The sequence below is a fragment of the Sinosporangium album genome (assembly GCF_900100605.1).
Taxonomy (GTDB): Bacteria; Actinomycetota; Actinomycetes; order Streptosporangiales; family Streptosporangiaceae; genus Sinosporangium; species Sinosporangium album.
The window spans coordinates 37,578-53,691 of sequence record NZ_FNCN01000026.1 but is presented as its reverse complement, the minus strand read 5'-3'; the positions used below and the strand labels follow the sequence as shown (position 1 = coordinate 53,691).

15 protein-coding genes are annotated in these 16,114 nt (G+C 69.2%); 6 read left to right on the top strand and 9 right to left on the bottom strand.

The genetic code is table 11. The features are described 5' to 3' along the window. Nucleotides 1-19 precede the first annotated feature (19 nt). Entirely contained in the window at nucleotides 20-1,195 is a 1,176-nt protein-coding gene (locus tag BLQ73_RS23145; protein ID WP_093173289.1) for an erythromycin esterase family protein, read from the bottom strand. A gap of 91 nt (nucleotides 1,196-1,286) precedes the next feature. Between BLQ73_RS23145 and BLQ73_RS23140 the strand changes: the two genes are divergently transcribed. Next, entirely contained in the window at nucleotides 1,287-1,970 is a 684-nt protein-coding gene (locus BLQ73_RS23140; RefSeq protein WP_093173287.1) for a TioE family transcriptional regulator, read from the top strand. Between the two features lie 238 nt (nucleotides 1,971-2,208). Here the strand turns inward: BLQ73_RS23140 and BLQ73_RS23135 are convergent, their stop codons facing one another. Then, nucleotides 2,209-4,497 (bottom strand): ATP-binding cassette domain-containing protein, encoded by a 2,289-nt coding sequence (locus BLQ73_RS23135; RefSeq protein ID WP_093173332.1) that lies wholly within the window; start codon nucleotides 4,495-4,497, stop codon nucleotides 2,209-2,211. Between the two features lie 425 nt (nucleotides 4,498-4,922). Between BLQ73_RS23135 and BLQ73_RS23125 the strand changes: the two genes are divergently transcribed. Continuing rightward, complete coding sequence (locus BLQ73_RS23125; RefSeq protein WP_093173285.1) at nucleotides 4,923-5,660, top strand: MerR family transcriptional regulator; 738 nt, start codon at nucleotides 4,923-4,925, stop codon at nucleotides 5,658-5,660. A 261-nt stretch (nucleotides 5,661-5,921) separates the two neighbouring features. Here BLQ73_RS23125 and BLQ73_RS23120 read toward each other — a convergent pair whose 3' ends face one another. The 3 genes from BLQ73_RS23120 to BLQ73_RS23115 all read right to left on the bottom strand — a co-directional run bounded on the left by BLQ73_RS23120 (nucleotide 5,922) and on the right by BLQ73_RS23115 (nucleotide 8,399). Further along, nucleotides 5,922-7,121: a cytochrome P450 gene (locus BLQ73_RS23120; protein ID WP_093173283.1), complete on the bottom strand. Its 1,200-nt coding sequence runs from the start codon at nucleotides 7,119-7,121 to the stop codon at nucleotides 5,922-5,924. Between the two features lie 187 nt (nucleotides 7,122-7,308). Beyond that, on the bottom strand, nucleotides 7,309-7,467 hold the full coding sequence (locus BLQ73_RS32675) for a hypothetical protein (RefSeq protein ID WP_176955612.1): 159 nt from the start codon (nucleotides 7,465-7,467) through the stop codon (nucleotides 7,309-7,311). A gap of 149 nt (nucleotides 7,468-7,616) precedes the next feature. Then, entirely contained in the window at nucleotides 7,617-8,399 is a 783-nt protein-coding gene (locus BLQ73_RS23115) for an SDR family NAD(P)-dependent oxidoreductase (RefSeq protein WP_093173330.1), read from the bottom strand. A gap of 118 nt (nucleotides 8,400-8,517) precedes the next feature. On the opposite strand from BLQ73_RS23115, the gene BLQ73_RS23110 reads away from it, so the two are divergent. Then, the gene (locus BLQ73_RS23110) at nucleotides 8,518-8,724 is read left to right on the top strand and encodes a hypothetical protein (RefSeq protein WP_093173281.1); all 207 of its coding nucleotides are present in this window, start codon (nucleotides 8,518-8,520) and stop codon (nucleotides 8,722-8,724) included. On the opposite strand, the gene BLQ73_RS23105 is transcribed toward BLQ73_RS23110, so the two are convergent. The 4 genes from BLQ73_RS23105 to BLQ73_RS23090 form a co-directional block, all read right to left on the bottom strand. After that, a complete protein-coding gene (locus tag BLQ73_RS23105) occupies nucleotides 8,711-8,908 on the bottom strand; it encodes a ferredoxin (RefSeq protein ID WP_093173279.1) in 198 nt (65 codons plus the stop codon). The genes BLQ73_RS23110 and BLQ73_RS23105 overlap by 14 nt on opposite strands. Nucleotides 8,909-8,928: 20 nt before the next feature. After that, nucleotides 8,929-10,146: a cytochrome P450 gene (locus BLQ73_RS23100; RefSeq protein ID WP_093173277.1), complete on the bottom strand. Its 1,218-nt coding sequence runs from the start codon at nucleotides 10,144-10,146 to the stop codon at nucleotides 8,929-8,931. A gap of 67 nt (nucleotides 10,147-10,213) precedes the next feature. After that, nucleotides 10,214-11,629, bottom strand: a complete 1,416-nt coding sequence (locus BLQ73_RS23095) for an MFS transporter (RefSeq protein ID WP_093173275.1) — start codon at nucleotides 11,627-11,629, stop codon at nucleotides 10,214-10,216. A 397-nt stretch (nucleotides 11,630-12,026) separates the two neighbouring features. Further along, nucleotides 12,027-12,509, bottom strand: coding sequence for a DUF6194 family protein (locus BLQ73_RS23090; RefSeq protein ID WP_093173273.1), 483 nt, complete (start codon nucleotides 12,507-12,509; stop codon nucleotides 12,027-12,029). 270 nt (nucleotides 12,510-12,779) lie between these two features. Between BLQ73_RS23090 and BLQ73_RS23085 the strand changes: the two genes are divergently transcribed. From BLQ73_RS23085 to BLQ73_RS23075, 3 genes are read left to right on the top strand one after another with little or no spacing between them, the layout of a single operon-like run. Continuing rightward, nucleotides 12,780-14,219: a serine hydrolase domain-containing protein gene (locus BLQ73_RS23085; protein WP_093173271.1), complete on the top strand. Its 1,440-nt coding sequence runs from the start codon at nucleotides 12,780-12,782 to the stop codon at nucleotides 14,217-14,219. After that, the gene (locus BLQ73_RS23080; RefSeq protein ID WP_093173269.1) at nucleotides 14,216-15,217 is read left to right on the top strand and encodes a sensor histidine kinase; all 1,002 of its coding nucleotides are present in this window, start codon (nucleotides 14,216-14,218) and stop codon (nucleotides 15,215-15,217) included. Before BLQ73_RS23085 ends, BLQ73_RS23080 begins: the two co-directional genes overlap by 4 nt. A gap of 54 nt (nucleotides 15,218-15,271) precedes the next feature. Further along, on the top strand, nucleotides 15,272-15,931 hold the full coding sequence (locus BLQ73_RS23075) for a response regulator (RefSeq protein ID WP_093173267.1): 660 nt from the start codon (nucleotides 15,272-15,274) through the stop codon (nucleotides 15,929-15,931). Nucleotides 15,932-16,114: the final 183 nt, after the last annotated feature.

Genomic DNA, 16,114 nt, shown 5'->3' with positions numbered 1-16,114 from the left:
TGCTTGATGCGCATGCGTGTCAGCCCGGCCGACCCAGCCTGACCGCCTGTTTGAGGAAGATGACGCCGTCGATCATGTCGAGCTGGGCCGGGTCCAGCGGAATATAGGCGAAATCACGGGAGGTGCGCGGGGCGGGCTTCATGATGGCTTCGGCAAGGCGGCGGGCGTCGATGAGCGAGTGGTCCCACGGGAGCGCGGACAGGGCGCCCTCGACAGTGTCCGGGGGCGGAGTGTCGTCGCCGACCGTGCCGAAGGCCGAGGCCAGGAAAGCGTACCGGTCGCTCAGGTGCGCTTCGATGATCGCTCCCGCGCTCCACCACTCCAGCACCTGGTCGCCGAACGGCATGAGGGTCTTGTTCCGCTGCAGATGGAGGTTGTGGGCGAAGACCAGGGCCGGGCCGTGCTCGGCGGCGGCACGCAGGTTGGCCGCCATCATCGCGTCCCTCAGGGCCGACAGGCGCGTCCACCGTTCCGGGGACGCGTCGGCCATCCAGTGGTGGTAGCGGAGCAGCCCGGTGGCGGTGCGCCCGTACAGGGCCGCCCGCTCCCTGTCCTCCGCGCTCAGCTGCGGCGCCTGTGTATCGAGCAGCGCCACCAGGTCGTCGGCGATCAGTCGCAGCCGCTGGGCGTCGGCGGATCGGCCGATCGACTGGGACGGGTCCATGACCGTGGCCTCGTTCGTCCAGCGGTCGTCCTGGCCGAGCAGCGCGTCGAGGGTTTCCCTGGCTACTGCGGTGCGGGAGAGCGGGCCGTCGAGGAGGGCGTAGAGAGAGGTGAGCGCCTGGCGCGGGCTGTCGGCCCAATACTCCAAAGGGGCGTCGAAGCCGAAGAACCTCAGCTTTTCATCATGCTCCTCGTTGTAGGCGCGCATCCAGCGCACGAGTTCGCGGTTGGCCGGAATGGTGCCGAAGTCATGGCTGAAGCCACGTTCCATGACGTCGTCGAGCGTGCCTGTGCCGGTCATGATGTAGTCGTCCACCAGGAGGCCTTTGAGGCAGTCGCTCTCGATGGTGAACGACCGGTAGCCCTCGTGCTCGACGAGGTGCTGGAACATCTCGTTGCGCAGTTCACCCAATTCCCCCACGAAGTGCCTGGGCTCGCCCAGGCCGAGCAGCAGGGGCCTGGCGGGAAGCGACCGGAGGAACGCTGAGACGCCCGCGCCATCGAACGGCCGGGCCGTGGCCTTGATGTCCATGCCTTCAACGGTATCGTTGAACCCCCGGTGTAAACTTTTCCCTGGAATCACCCCTTCTCACCGCGACGGACCTTCAATCGGTGATGCATCCATGAGGCCGGTGGACCTGGCACGCGAGCACGGCCTGTCCACCCAGGCGATCAGGAACTATGAGGACGCCGGCATCCTGCCGGCCGCCGAGCGCACCGTCCACGGCTACCGCACCTACACGCCGCTGCACGCGCGAGCCCTGCGCGCGTTCCTCGCCCTGCTGGCCGGGCACGGTCACCAGACGGCCACGTCGATCATGCAGGCGGTCAACCAGGGGGCCACCGAGGACGCGCTGCGGCTCATCGACGAAAGCCACGGCCAACTCCTCGACGACCGCCGCACCCTCCAGGCCGTCGAAGCCGCGCTCCGCGATCTGACGCCCGTGCCGCAGGAGCGTGGCGGCACGTTCATCGGCCCCCTGGCCAGGAGGCTCGGCCTCCGCCCTGCCACCCTGCGCAAGTGGGAGAAGGCCGGGCTGGTCCGGCCGCGCCGCGATCCGCAGACGGGCTACCGGATCTACAGCGCGGCCGATGTGCGTGACGCCCGGCTGGCCCGCCAACTCAGGCGCGGCGGCTACCCGCTGGAGCAGATCGCCCCGCTGATCGCTCAGGTCCGCTCCGCCGGAGGCGTCGCCCCGCTGGAGTCGACCCTGCGCGACTGGCAGGCCCGCCTGTCCGCCCGGGGCCGCGCCATGCTCAAGGGCGCCGCCGACCTGGACGCGTACCTCCACGCCCGCGAACTCTGAGGGCGAGTCACGTCCGCCACAGGAAACGGCACGGCCACGGAGCAGCCACGGAAGCAGCCACGCAATGAGTGGCGGGGTGCTCATCGAAGCGGTGGGCGTACGGCACGGCCTGTCCGCATACGGCTGAGCTCGGCAGCGTTTTCGGCGACGGCGGCCAGCGCCTCTTCCCCCGAAGGGAACGGTGAGGCCCGCGGGGGTGCCTCCGGGGGCGGGAGGCCGCCGGAGGCACCCCCGCGGATCACGGCCTGCCGACGTAGTCGCGCAGGTGGCGGCCGGTGAGGGTGGTGCCGTCGGCGACGAGCTCGGCCGGGGTGCCAGTGAACACGACCTGGCCGCCGTCGTGGCCGGCGCCGGGACCGAGGTCGATGATCCAGTCGGCGTGGGCCATGACGGCCTGGTGGTGCTCGATGACGATGACGCTGTTGCCGTCGTCGACCAGCCGGTCGAGCAGGGTGAGCAGGTGGTCGACGTCGGCCAGGTGGAGGCCGGTGGTGGGTTCGTCGAGCACGTAGACGGTGCCGTTCTTGGCCATGTTGATGGCGAGTTTGAGCCGCTGCCGTTCGCCGCCGGACAGGGTGGTGAGCGGCTGGCCGAGCCCGATGTAGCCGAGGCCGACGGCGACGAGGCGTTCGAGGATGGCCCTCGGCTGGCCGGTCTTGAAGAAGTCGCCGGCCTCGGCCACGGTCATGTCGAGGACCTCGCCGATGTGTTTGCCGTGCAGCCGGTAGGTCAGCACCTCCGGCTTGAAGCGCTTGCCCTCGCACTCCTCGCACACCGACGCCACCCCCGCCATCATGGCGAGATCGGTGTAGATCAGGCCGACGCCCTTGCAGTTGGGGCAGGCGCCTTCGGAGTTGGCGCTGAACAGGCCGGGCTTGACGCCGTTGGCCTTGGCGAAAGCCGTACGGATCGGGTCGAGCAGGCCGGTGTAGGTCGCGGGGTTGCTGCGGCGGGACCCGCGGATCGCCGACTGGTCGGCGACGACCACGCCGTCCTCCTCCGCGATGTAGCCGTGGATGAGGGAGCTTTTGCCGGATCCGGCGACGCCGGTGACGACCGTGAGGACACCGAGGGGAATGTCGACGTTGACGTCGCGCAGGTTGTGCAGCGACGCGTCCTTGATCGTGAGCTGGCCGGTGGGGCGGCGGACGGCGTCGCGCAGCGTCACCCGGTGGTCCAGGTAGCGGCCGGTCAGGGTGTCGGACTTGCGCAGCCCGCCGAGGTCGCCGGCGTAGCAGATCCGCCCGCCGCCCGTGCCGGCCCCCGGGCCGAGGTCGACGACATGGTCGGCGATCTCGATGGTCTCCGGCTTGTGCTCGACGACGAGCACCGTGTTGCCCTTGTCACGCAGCTGCAGCAGCAGACCGTTCATCCGCTGGATGTCGTGCGGGTGCAGCCCGACGGTCGGCTCGTCGAAGACGTAGGTGATGTCGGTGAGCGGCGAGCTGAGGTGCCGGACCATCCTCACGCGCTGGGACTCCCCGCCCGACAGCGTGGAGGACTCGCGGTCGAGGCTGAGATAGCCGAGTCCGATCTCGACGAGCGAGTCGAGCGTTTCGCGGAGGGAGTCGAGCATCGGGCCGACGGCGGGATTCCGGATGCCGCCGACGAACTCCGCGAGGTCGCTGATCTGCATGGACGAGCATTCCACGATCGTGCGCCCCTCGACCGTGGCCGACCGCGCGGCCTCGTTGAGCCGGGAGCCGCCGCAGGCGGAGCAGGCGGTGAGCTTGACGGCCCGGTCGGCGAACGCCCGCATGCCCGGCTGCATCGACTCGCGGTCTTTGGCGAGGTATTGCCGCCGCACCTTGACGATGAGGCCCTCGTAGGTGAAGTTGTTCGACCCCACCTTGACCTTGGTGGTGGGCTTGTGGAGGAAGTCCTCCCACTGCTCGGGGGTGTAGTCCTTGAGCTTCACATCGGGGTCGAAGAAACCCGAGGCGGCCATGATCTGCCAATACCACGTGCCCACGGCGAACCCGGGGACGGTGATGGCGCCCTCGTTCAGCGACAGCTCGGCGTTCACCAACTCGTTGACGTCGATGTCGGAGACCTTGCCCAGCCCCTCGCACTCCGGGCACATGCCTTCGGCCCTGTTGAAGCTGAAGGCGGTGGCGGGCCCGACGTACGGCGTGCTGATGCGGCTGAACATGATCCGCAGCATCGTGTAGGTGTCGGTCACCGTGCCCACCGTGGAACGGGCGTTGACCCCCATCCGCTCCTGGTCGACGATGATCGCCGGGCTCAGGTTGCGCAGCGAGTCGACGTCCGGGCGGCTCTGGCTCGGCATGAAACCCTGGATGAACGCGGTATACGTCTCATTGATCAGCCGCCGCGACTCCGCCGCGATCGTGTCGAAGACCAGCGACGACTTGCCCGAGCCGGAGACCCCCGTGAAGACGGTGAGACGGCGTTTGGGAATGTCGAGGGAGACGCCCGTCAGGTTGTTCTCCCTGGCCCCCCGGACCTGGATCTGATCGTGACTGTCCGCGGCGGAGTGGTCGGCTCTGCGAACGTCGTCGTGAATTCGGGCACTGTCGGCTGGGTCGCTGAAGACCACGGAGAAACCTTCTCACTTCGATTGACTGTTGATCGGAAGGGGAACGCGCCTACAGCGGCCGGGGTACGGCTACCGCCGACGAGCCGCCGCACATGAGCCGGACTCGCGCCGCGCCGTCCGCCACACAATAAGCGCAGGTAAAGAACCCGGCCAAACCTCTACATCGTGGTGCGGTGCGCGTGTCGCCGCTCATCGCGGGCGACGGGCTCGGCCGTCATGAGGACATGGCTGTCCCCGTGAAAATGGGGTGGTTGTGGTCTGCTGTCGTTCGGGACGACATCCATGCCTTCAAGTTTCTCATTGAAGTTGCTAGTTACGACTTTCCATTAATCTGGACCCCATCGGCTGGGATCAAGCCCTCCCAACCCTCAACCATTACGTAACCCCTGTGCATGAAGGGCGGCATCGTGAGCCGGGAACGGACGACCCTGCGTCCCGTCGACCTCGCCCGCCTGGTGGGCGTCTCCACCCAGCAGATCCGCAACTACGTCGACGAGAGCGTGCTCCCCCCGACCGCGCGCACCGCCGCCGGCTATCGCGTCTTCCACGCCAGGCACCGCCAGGCGCTGCTGACCTACCGCACCCTCGCCAAGGGCTACGGCTGGGACCCCGCCAAGGCGATCATGCAGGCGGTGCACGCCGGCGACCTCGCCGAAGCGCTCACACTCGTCGACACCGCCCACGCCGCGCTCCACGAGCAGCGGCTGTCCCTTCGGGCGGCGGGCACGGCGCTGGAGGCGGTCGCCGAGCAGAACCCCGACGCCTCGGCCCTCCCGAGGTACGACATGCGCATCGGCGACGCCGCCGCCCACCTGGGTGTGCGCACCTCCGCCCTGCGGGTGTGGGAGGCGGTGGGGCTGCTCTCCCCCGCCCGCGACCCGGCCACCCGCTACCGCAGCTACAACGCCACCGACATCCGGGACGCACGGATGATCAGCATGCTCCGCCAGGGGCGCTACGCCTTTCCGCAGATCCAGGTCATCCTCGACGGCCTCCGGCGCACCGGCAGCAGCGACGCGCTGCGCGCGGCCATCGCCCAGCGCCAGGCCGAGCTGACGCAGCGGGCGACCGCCATGCTCGAAGGCGCCAGCCACCTCCACCACTACACCACCGCCGACCACACGCCCTAGAGGCCCCGGTGGCGATGGAGAGCCGGGCGACGCGTAGGCATCCCCCGGCCCGCTGGTCTTCCCCGTCGTCGACATGCCCGCGACCGTACACTCCCCCACCGACAATTCCCCGGTGAGAGCGCGGCCCGTGCCCACAGCTCCACCTCCAGGGCGGCGCCCAGGTAGTCGCCCAGGGAGGCGCCGAGATGTTTCCGGCGCCTCCGCTCACCGGGACGTTCCGCCCTGCGAGGCACAGGTATTGATCAGCGATCGGCCGGGTGACTAGACCAGCGCGAGGCGGCGCACGCCCGTCATGGTCGGAGCAGGCAGGAAGAGCACGGGGTCATCCGGATCGGTGCGCAGACGGCCGAACCGGTCGAGCAGGATGTTCAGCGCGACCCGCCCCTCCAGCCGGGCCAAGGGGGCGCCCAGACAGAAGTGGATGCCGCGGCCGAAACCGAGATGCGGGTTGGGGTCGCGGCCGGGGTCGAAGACCTCGGGCGCGGTGAACTGCCGGGGGTCCCTGTTGGCCGTCCCCAGCCAGCCCATGACGAGCTGATCGGCCGGTATCGTCACGCCGCCGAGTTCGACGTCGCGGGCGGTGGACCGGCCGATGGCGGCGAACGGGGTGAGGTAGCGCAAGGACTCCTCGATCACGGCCGGGATCAACGTGCGATCGGCCCGGACCCTGTCCTGCTGTTCGGGGAAGGCGTCCAGACACAGGACCGTGTTGCCGAGCAGCATCGTTGTGGTGATGTGCCCGGCGAGCAGGAGCAGGATCGCGAAGTTGACCACCTGTTCGCCGGGAAGGCGTTCACCGTCCACCTCGGCCTCGGTCAGCCTGGTGAGCAGATCGGCGCGTGGCTTGCTTCTGCGCTCGTCGGCGTGGGCGGCGAGGTAGGCCGTCATCTCCTTCCACGGCTTCAGCGTCGCCCGCATGTCGACGCCCTGCTCTTCGGCGGACTTGGTGAGTGAGATCTTGGCGTCGCGTTCGAACAGCGCATCGGCCCACCGCTTGAACAGGGCGCGATCGCTGCTCGGCACCCCCAGGAGCTCGGCGATGACGATGACCGGAAGGGGGTAGGCCAGGTCGGTCACCAGCTCCAGCCGTCCGCGTTCTTCCGCGGCGTCGAGCAGTTCATGGGTGAGGGCCGCGATTCTCGGCTCAAGGTCGGCGACGACCTTCCGGGTGAAGGCGCTGCTGACAAGTTTGCGCAATTTTCCGTGATCGGGTGGATCGATCTGGGTGATGAAGCCCTCCATCGAGAACTCCTCCCTCCCCGGCATCAGATCCTTGGGGATGACACGCATGGTGTCGGAGGAGAACGCGGCAGGATCGCTGAAGATCTCCTGCAGCTCCGGATAGCCGTAGACATTCCACAACCCGGTGCCGGCGTCGAACTCGACCGGCGGGCCCGATCGCGGCCCGTGCAGCCAGAAGTGCTGCGTGGGGATGCTGTACCGCTCGACGATGTCGGGCATCGCCTCTCCTTGTCGTAGATCCACTTTCGATAGGGCGGGATCAGTTCCTTGAAAATCGAGATGTGCCTGTGTGTCCGCTGCAGCGAGAACCGCGGCGGAAGACTCCTCGGTGGGCTCGCATGCATGCCGTACGGCGAATGCGAGCGGGTCGGCCCTGGCATCCTCGTCCAGCTCCGGGCCTCCGCTCTCAGGACCGTCGAGAAGGTGGAAGCCCGTCGATACGTCCGCCGCCCCGGGGGGACCGGGAGGCGATGTCCTCGGCGTCGGCCTTGCGATGTCCGAGGCGGAGCATCAGCTCGCCCGCCGCGCCGAGTCTCCGGTCCGCCCGCTCCAGCATTCGCAGCATTCGTCGCCCCATGACCAGCCTCATGACTAGATGTGAAATCCGGTCATTCAGCCACGTTATGCCGCCGCGCAGCGCTGATCAAGACCCTTTCCGTTCGACACCACGGCGGCATACTTCAGCAGAACGCTGCGCCGGTCCTCGTCACGGACTCAGATCGCGTGTCCGCCCGATACCTGGAGCACCTGGCCGGTGATCCAGCGGGCCTGGTGCGAGGCGAGGAACACCGCGGCGTCGGCGATGTCGGCCGGTTCGCCGACCCGGCCCAGCGGCACGATGGCCGTCACCTCGGCCAGCAGGTCCTCGCCGATCCAGCCCGTCTGCACCGGCCCCGGGGCCACGGCGTTCACCCGGATACCGCGCGGCGCCAGGTCCAGGGCGGTGGCCCGGGTCAGGCCTTCCAGGGCCGCCTTGGATGTGCCGTACCCGATCTGGCCGGGGAACGCCCGGGCGGCGTCGGTGGAGACGTTGACCACGCACAGCGGCGCGCCGCCCACGCGGCGGCGCGCCACCTCGGCCACCAGCAGCGCGGGGGCGATCGCGTTCACGCGGTAGTGCCGCTCCAGGGAGCCCGGCGTCAGCGTGTCGACCGTGTCGGGCGTTTCGCAGTGCGCGGCGTTGTTGACCAGGACGTTGACCGATCCGAGGCGCTCGACGGCGGCCTCCACCAGGCGGCGGGGGGCGTCCGGCTCGGCCAGGTCGGCGCTGATCGCCACGGACCCGTTGCCGAGTTCCTCGGCCAGCGCCTCGGCAGCGTGCGGTTCGGGCGTCACGTGCGCCCACGCGGCGCCCTCTGGAGCCTGTCCGTCGCGCGCCAGGTAGTGGACGGCCACCCGGGCCCCTTCGGCGGCGAACGCGTGGGCGATGGCGGCGCCGATGTTCCCGGCGCCTCCGGTCACCAGGACGTTCTGCCCGCTGAGGCCGGTGTCGATCACGATGTCCTCTTCCTCGATCAAGGTCTCACGCATGCGGGTCGAAGCCGCTCCGCTGCGGGGAACGTCCCCGAGTATCGGACTATGTGAGGCATGCAAACATACCGCGAGGGGTGATCGAATGCGGGCGTCGCCACCCGGCCCCGGCGTCCCCGACGCGCTGCGGCGGCGACTCGGGCCGACCGACGCGGTGCTGATCGGACTGGGTTCGATGATCAGTGTGGGGATCTTCGCGGCCCTATTGTGGCGCAGGGCCTCCGCGGCGGTCGGTCCCGCCGCGGAGGCCCCTACGACAACAACGCGGGCCGGTCGGCTTATGGGCCGATGAGCGTGATCGCCCGGCCCGGGCAGATGCGCGCGGCCTCATGGACGTCGTCGTGCAGCCGGGGGTCCGGGTTGTCGTTGAGCAGCACGACGATGCCGTCGGTGTCGCGCTGGTCGAACACCTCGGGGGCGCTGAGCACGCACTGCCCGGAGCCGGCGCAGGCGTCCTGGTCGACGATGACCTCCATACGCGTTCTCCTCTCGTGTTCTACCAGGTGACGGGCAGGTCGCGGACGCCGTAGAAAACCGCGTTGGGTTTGAACGTCAGTTCCTCGAGCGGTACGGCCGGCGCCAGCGTGGGGATGCGCCGGAACAGTGTGTCGAAGACGACCTGGAGCTCCACGCGGGCCAGGGGCTGGCCCAGGCATTGGTGGGCGCCGTAGCCGAAGGCGACATGGTGGCGGGCGCCGCGGTGGATGTCGAGCGTGTCGGGGTCGGAAAAGGCGGCGGGGTCGCGGTTGGCGGTGCTCTTCACCGCGATGATGCCCTCGCCTTGGCGAATCAGCTGCCCGCCGACCACAAGATCCTCGCGGGCGACGCGGCGGGACTCGGTGTGGGTGACGGTCAGGTAGCGCAGCAGTTCCTCCACCGCGCGTGCCACCAGGGCGGGGTCGCCGCTGTCGCGGATCGCGGCCAACTGCTCCGGGTGTGCCAGCAGCAGGGCCGTGCCCAGCGCGATCGTGTTCGCGGTGGTGTCGTGCCCGGCCACCAGCAGAAGCTGACCCAGCGTGGCGATCTCGCGCCGCGTCATCGCGCCGGTGCGGTACTGCTCGACGGCCAGCCTGCTGAAGACGTTGTCGCCCGGCTCGGCGTTCCTCTCCTCCACCAGGTTCTCCAGGTAGACGTGCAGTTCCTCGCTGGCGGCCATGGCCTTGGCGGGATCGCCCTGGTCCATGAGGAGTTCGCCGGCCACGCGCTGGAAGTAGGCGCGGTCGGTGTAGGGCACGCCCAGCAGTTCGCAGATCACCATTGAGGGAACCGGGAGCGCGAACGCCTCCACCAGGTCGACCGGGTTCGGACCGGCGAGCAGGTCATCGATGAGGTCATCGACGATCTGCTGGATCGTGGGCCGCAGCGCCTCCACTCTCTTGACCATGAACTCCGCGGTCAGCCGTCGCCGGTTGGTGATGTGCTCCGGCGCGTCCATCTGCATCAGCGTCTTCATCTGCGTGTCGCGCGCCTTGCTCACCGCGTTGGTGTGCGGGAAGCCGGGCTGGGCGACGTCGACGCTGACGCGCGGGTCCGCGAGCAGCGCGCGCACGTCGGCATAGCGGGTGACCATCCACGCGGTGCTGCCGTCCCAGAGCCGCACTCGTGAAACCGGCGCCTGCTCGCGGTTGCGGCTCAGCTCCGGTGGCGGATCGAAAGGACAACCCGCAGCACGGGCGATCGGGAACATCGGCGTCTCTGACGAAGCATCGGTCATGACATCTCCTGCAAACCAGATACGGTCATGGGCGACTTGCTGGGCAGATGGTGGGATGTATCGGTCATCAACTGGGATGGTCTGCCGGTGTTGAGTGGCTCGTGCGATTTGCCGCGCGAGCGGTGAGGGCGCCGATCGCGCAGACGATGGCAAACCCGAACAGCATGTACCGGGCCGAGTCGAGCATCGACTCTCCGCCCAGGTTGACCAGGGCGCCGGCGACCGCCGTACCGAACGCGATCGACAGGCTCGTCACCGTGGCGATCGCCGCGGCCGCCCGCCCTCCTTCCTCGGGATCCTGGGTGCTGGACATCACCGCCACCGACAGGTGCGGATAGGCCAGCCCGATGCCGGCGCCGGCGATGAACATCACCGGCACCCAGCAGAGGACCAGCCAGACCGGCGCGTCCTGCCGCTGCATCAACCCCTGCACGAGGAGGCCGAACGCCAGCAGCAACGGGCCGGCGATACGCAGCAGGCCGATGGTCCGTTCTTTGACCGCCGACGCGCTGACGAGCTGGGTGGCCGACCACCCCACCGAGATGGCCGCGCCGAAGAGCCCGGCCGCGACCGGGGCCAGCCCGCCCAGCCGCTGCCCGAACAGCGGCAGGAACGACTCCACCGCGACGCCGAAGGACAGCAGTGCCAGCGTCAGGTACAGCCACTTCAGCGGCGAACCCGGCCGGTAGGTGGCGCGCGGGAAGACCCGCAGCTCACTGCGCCGCTCATGAGCCACGAACGCGGCCACCAGCAGCAGCGCCACCGCGATGCCGGCCGCCATCGCCGCGGTGCCGGACAGCACCCCCGCCACGCTGACCGCGGCTGAGGCGGCCGTGACCAACAGCAACGACACGACCGGCACCGGCGCCTGCGGGCCCCCGCGTTCGCCCCCGGGCAGCACCCGCGGCACGAGCAGGCCGCACACCGCCGCGATCACCGCCATCAGCACGAACGCCAGCCGCCACCCGCCGAACTGGGCGAACAGCCCGCCGAGCGCCGGACCGACGAAGTTGCCGACGCCGTACATCGCCGACATCAGCGCGTTGCCGCGCGTCCACAGCCGCTGCGGCAGAGCCGCTCGGACGGCGGCGAACCCCAGCCCGGACAGCAACCCCGCACCCAGCCCCTGGACACCGCGGCCGGCCAGCAGCACCGGCATCACCGGGCTCACGGCGCAGGCCAGCGAACCCACCAGGAACACGCCGAAGCCAAGCAGGTAGGCGCCGACGTTGCCCGCGCGGCCCAGAAGACGGCTGACCAGCATCGTCGCGATCACCATCGCGACGAGATAGATCGTCATATTCCACGCGTAGAAGCCGGCGCCGCCGATGTCGGCCACCGCGGTCGGCAGCAGGCTCGCGGCCAGGTAGATGTTGACCGCGCCGACCAGCACGCCTATGGCGAGCACGATCGCCGCGCCGGCGTGCTCCGGGCCCAGCAGTTCCCGCCACGAGGGTGAGACGGAAGCAGCGGGGGCGTTCACGCCGTCACCCCCGTCTGCTCGCCGCGCACGGCGCGCCGTGCGCGGCCGGGTTCTCCCGCCACGGCGCCAGAGCCATGTGGCGATTCGACGGGTCGGTATCGCAGCCGCGGGCCATAAGAGCCATAGGTCGGGATGGCAGGCTCCGCGTTGAGCTGCTCGTTCTCGCAAACATTCATGACATCAAGGCTGTCGTTGAACCGGTGCCGGAGACTTTCGTCTCCTGCACTACCTCCTGCCATAGGGCGGCATGCGGAAAGTCTCAACCCGCGGCGGAACCCGCCCACTCTGGTGGCCGACCAGCCTGGCCCGGTGACGGCGGGGGCCTCGATCAAGACCAGGTCGTTCCGGACCCCGTGTACGCGGGCCGGCAGAGGTCACCACGCCCCTGCCGGGCCGGTCACGCCTTGCGGGACGCGGGCCGGTGTTGCCGTACGGCCCGGGCGTGGGCGTCGACGATCAGGGATCGTGCCCGTGCGGCGGTCGCCTCGCCGGGGTTCAGGACGCAGACCCAGCCCTGGACCGCATAGAGCGGATGCGGCATCAGCGTGTCCTGGGCGCGGTAGTCGTGTTCGGCGTGGTGGTCCGCGTGCGCCGCGGGCGGGTAACCGACGACGTCCTGGAATCCGGCGCGCCCGACGGAGATGTTCAACCGGAACACGCCGGGCCGGTTCAGGTCTGAGGCCGTGTCGTGTCCCGGATAGTCCTTGGTGACGATGGTCGCGAAGGGCAGGCGAGGATTCTGCTCCAAGTCCCTTTTGGGGTCATAAAAGAAGAAGGTATCTCCCCACGCCGCCTCGGGCGATCCGTCGCCTTCGCTCGCCTTGACCGTGTGGACCCCGGCCATGCCAGTCACGAACGTGGTGATGTCTTCCTTGTTCACAGGGTGAACCTTTCAGGTGGATTCTCGGGACAACCACCCCCGATGGGGGCGTCCTCTCACACCTTCAAGTTTCTCATTGAAATGCTATTTGAGACTTTACGCCTGTATTCCCAAGACACTTGCCAACAACCTTCAATCAGCGGTGTGAGCAGGATTGTCGGCCGACCGTAGCGCCGACACGGACGCCCGCGACCACCCCCGACGAAAGTCAGGGGTGGCACTGGACACCGGTCGGATTCCTTGCATGACGCCGATTTCTAGGTTCGTCCTATGAAACTCGCGTTCCTCACTCTGGCGGCGAGCGTCGGCCTGGCCACAACCCTCACCACGGCTTCGCCGACGCCCGCCGTGCCGACGTCGCCGCCCTCGGCGGCCGACTTCGACGCCTATCTGAAAACGGCCATAGAATCCACGGGACTGCCGGGCTTGTCGGTCGTCGTCACCCGCGGCGACACGGTGGTGCACGCCGCGGGATACGGGCGGGACTCTCTCGGGGCGGCGATCACCGAGCGCACCCCGATGCGGGTCGCCTCGCTCACCAAATCGTTCACGGCCGCGGCGGTGATGACACTGGTCGAGGACGGCAAGATCGCCCTGGACGAGCCGGTGGCCTCGCAGTTACCGGGCTTCCGGATGGCCGACCCCCGGGCCGGCCGTATCACCGTGCGCCACCTGCTCAACCAGACGTCGGGCCTGTCGGACACCACCGTCGACATCGGGGCGGCCCACGCGACCGCGTCACTCGCCGACTACGTCGCGACCCTCAAGGCCGGCACCCTGAGGGCCGAGCCGGGCACGCGCTACGAGTACTGCAACGTCAACTTCGACCTGGCGGCCCGTCTGGTCGAGGTCGCCGGCGGCCAGAGCTTCGGCGATTACATGCGGCAGCACGTGTTCGGCATGCTCGGCATGTCCGGCAGCGCCGTAGGAGACCCCACGGTCAAGCCCGCGGACGGCTTCGTCTCGCTGTACGGCGCCTGGCTGCCGCGCCCCGAAATCCGGGGCTTCCTCAACCTGGGCGGCAGCGGCGGCGTTATCACCACGGCCACCGATATGGGCCGATGGCTGATGGCTCAGAACGGCGCCGGCAGCACGCGGCTTGTCACGCGGGAGAGTCTGCGCACCATGCACGCGCCCTCCGCCGTGCACGATTACGCCATGGGCTGGAGCGAGGAGACCTTGCACGGCACTCCCCTGCTGGTGCACTCCGGCAATCTGTTCACCTACTCCGCCGTCCAGGCGATCGCCCCCGGCACGGGCTACGGCTTCGCCGTCATGACGAACGGCACCGCACTCCAAGACGACACCTATACAGTGCTCGGCGGCCTGGTCGCGCTGAGCCAGGGCGTGACGCCTGAGAAGCCCGGCGGCGGACGACAGCAGATCGAGCTGACCTTGGGCCTCATCACCGCGGTGTCGGCCGGGCTGGGCATCCTGGGCGTCGCACGATCGCGCAGGTGGGCGGCCACGTACGGCACGAGGCGGGCGTGGCGGATCGCCGTGCGCCTCAGCCCGGCTCTTGCGCCGCTGCCGGTCCTGGCCGCCTATCCGGATCTGATCTCCTTTCTCATGAACGGCAGGACGGTGACCTGGGAGCAGCTCACCTACTACCCCGCTCTGACGATCACCTTGGGAGTCATGGCCGCGGCGGGTGCCGCGACTGCGGCGAGTCGGTTGTTCAGGCTGCGATCGGTAAGGTCGAACAGGTGAGAAACGGTGCGATCCTGGCGGCAATCGCGGTAGGTGTACTCGTCAATGGACTGCACCTTGACCACATCCCCCTGTGGCGGCAATTTCTCTTCGGCGCCCTCGCTGTCGCTGGTTACCTGCACGGCCGCCACCTGCCGGTGCGCCGGGACTGGCCGCTCATGGGAGGTTTCCTCGCCGCCGGACTCCTCTCCATGGCCGTCGATGTCGAGAACGGCGTCGGCGCCGTACTGGCCCTGATTATGTTCGTCACACTGCCGTGGCTCGCCGGCCGCTTCCGGCGGCAGCAGGCCGAGCTGGTGGAGACGGCGCGGGAGCGCCTCGTCCGGATGGCACGCGAACAGGAACTGATCGCCGAACGGGTCAGGCTCCAGGAGCGCGCTCGTATCGCCGCCGACATGCACGATTCGCTCGGCCATGAGCTGGCGCTGATCGCGCTCCGCGCGGGAGCACTGGAGCTCGCCGCCGACATGGACGAGCACAACCGGGAGGCGGCGTCCGCTCTGCGGGCCTCCGCGGTGACCGCGACAGACCGGCTCCGCCGTACTCTCGCGGTGCTGCGCCCGACCGACGTGGCCGCGCCGGTCGAGCCGGCGAACGAGACGCTCGACGCGCTCGTCGAACGCGCGCGTGACGCCGGCATGTCGATCGCATACCGGTGCGACGGCGAGGACCACCCCTTGCCGCCGCTGGTGGACCGCGCGGTGCACCGGATGGTCCAGGAGGCGCTGACCAACGCCGCGCGCCACGCGACGGGCGCGGAGGTGGAGGTGCGGGTGGGGCGGACCGGCGAGGCGGTGACTGTCACTGTGAGCAACGCCGTTGCCGAGTGGCCCGAACCTCCGGAGGACGGCATCGGCGGGGCCCGCGCCTCCGTCGGCGGCGGAAACGGTCTGAGCGGTCTGCAGGAAAGAGTCCGGCTTCTCGGGGGCACGTTCCGCGCGGGAGCCGATGACGGCCGGTTCACGGTGACCGCGAGCCTTCCGCGAGGCGAAGTGTGACCAGCTGTGGTTTGTGATGTCCTGCCTACTATGTCGTGGCGTGGAGGGGGAAGCGTGATCCGGGTGGTGCTGGCCGATGACGAGGCCATGATCCGGGCCGGGATCAAGGCGGTTCTCTCCGCCGACCCCGGCATCGAGGTGGTCGCCGAGGCCGCGGACGGGCGGGAAGCCGTCGAGCAGGTGCGTGCCCACCGGCCCGACATCGCCCTGCTGGACGTCCGCATGCCGCGACTCGACGGGCTGTCGGCCGCCGCCGTACTGCGTGCCTCGATGCCCGAGGTCGGGGTCGTCATGCTGACCACCTTCGACGAGGACGACTACGTCGCCGGAGCCCTGGAGGCGGGAGCGGGCGGGTTTCTCCTCAAAGCCGCCGACCCCAGAGAGTTGATCTTCGGCCTTCGGGCGGTCGCCGAGGGCGGGGCCTACATGTCGCCCAGAATCGCCAGGAAGGTCATCACCCGCCTCACCGGCGGCCATCTCTCCCGCACCGCCGCGGCCCGCGCCCAGGTGGACATGCTGACGCCACGCGAGCGCGACGTGCTCACCCTCGTGGGGCGCGGGCTCGCTAACCAGGACATCGCACGTGAGCTGTTCCTCTCGGAAGGCACCGTGAAGGCCCACGTCAGCGCCATCCTGCTCCGGCTCGGGCTCACCAACCGGGTGCAGGCGGCGATCATCGCCTATGAGGCCGGCCTGGTGCATCCGTACGGCTGAGCCGCCGCATTCGAAGAGACCCTGACCTCCCTGTGGGACAAATGGGATGTTTCACCTGGACTTCGAGTGGAACGGACGAATAGAGGGGACTTAGGGGCCCGGAATGTGGCGTGCCGATGAGCCGCACAGGGGCCATCGCCCGGTTACCTCGTTGGGCCGCACGGCCGCTCCGCCACCGCCGTA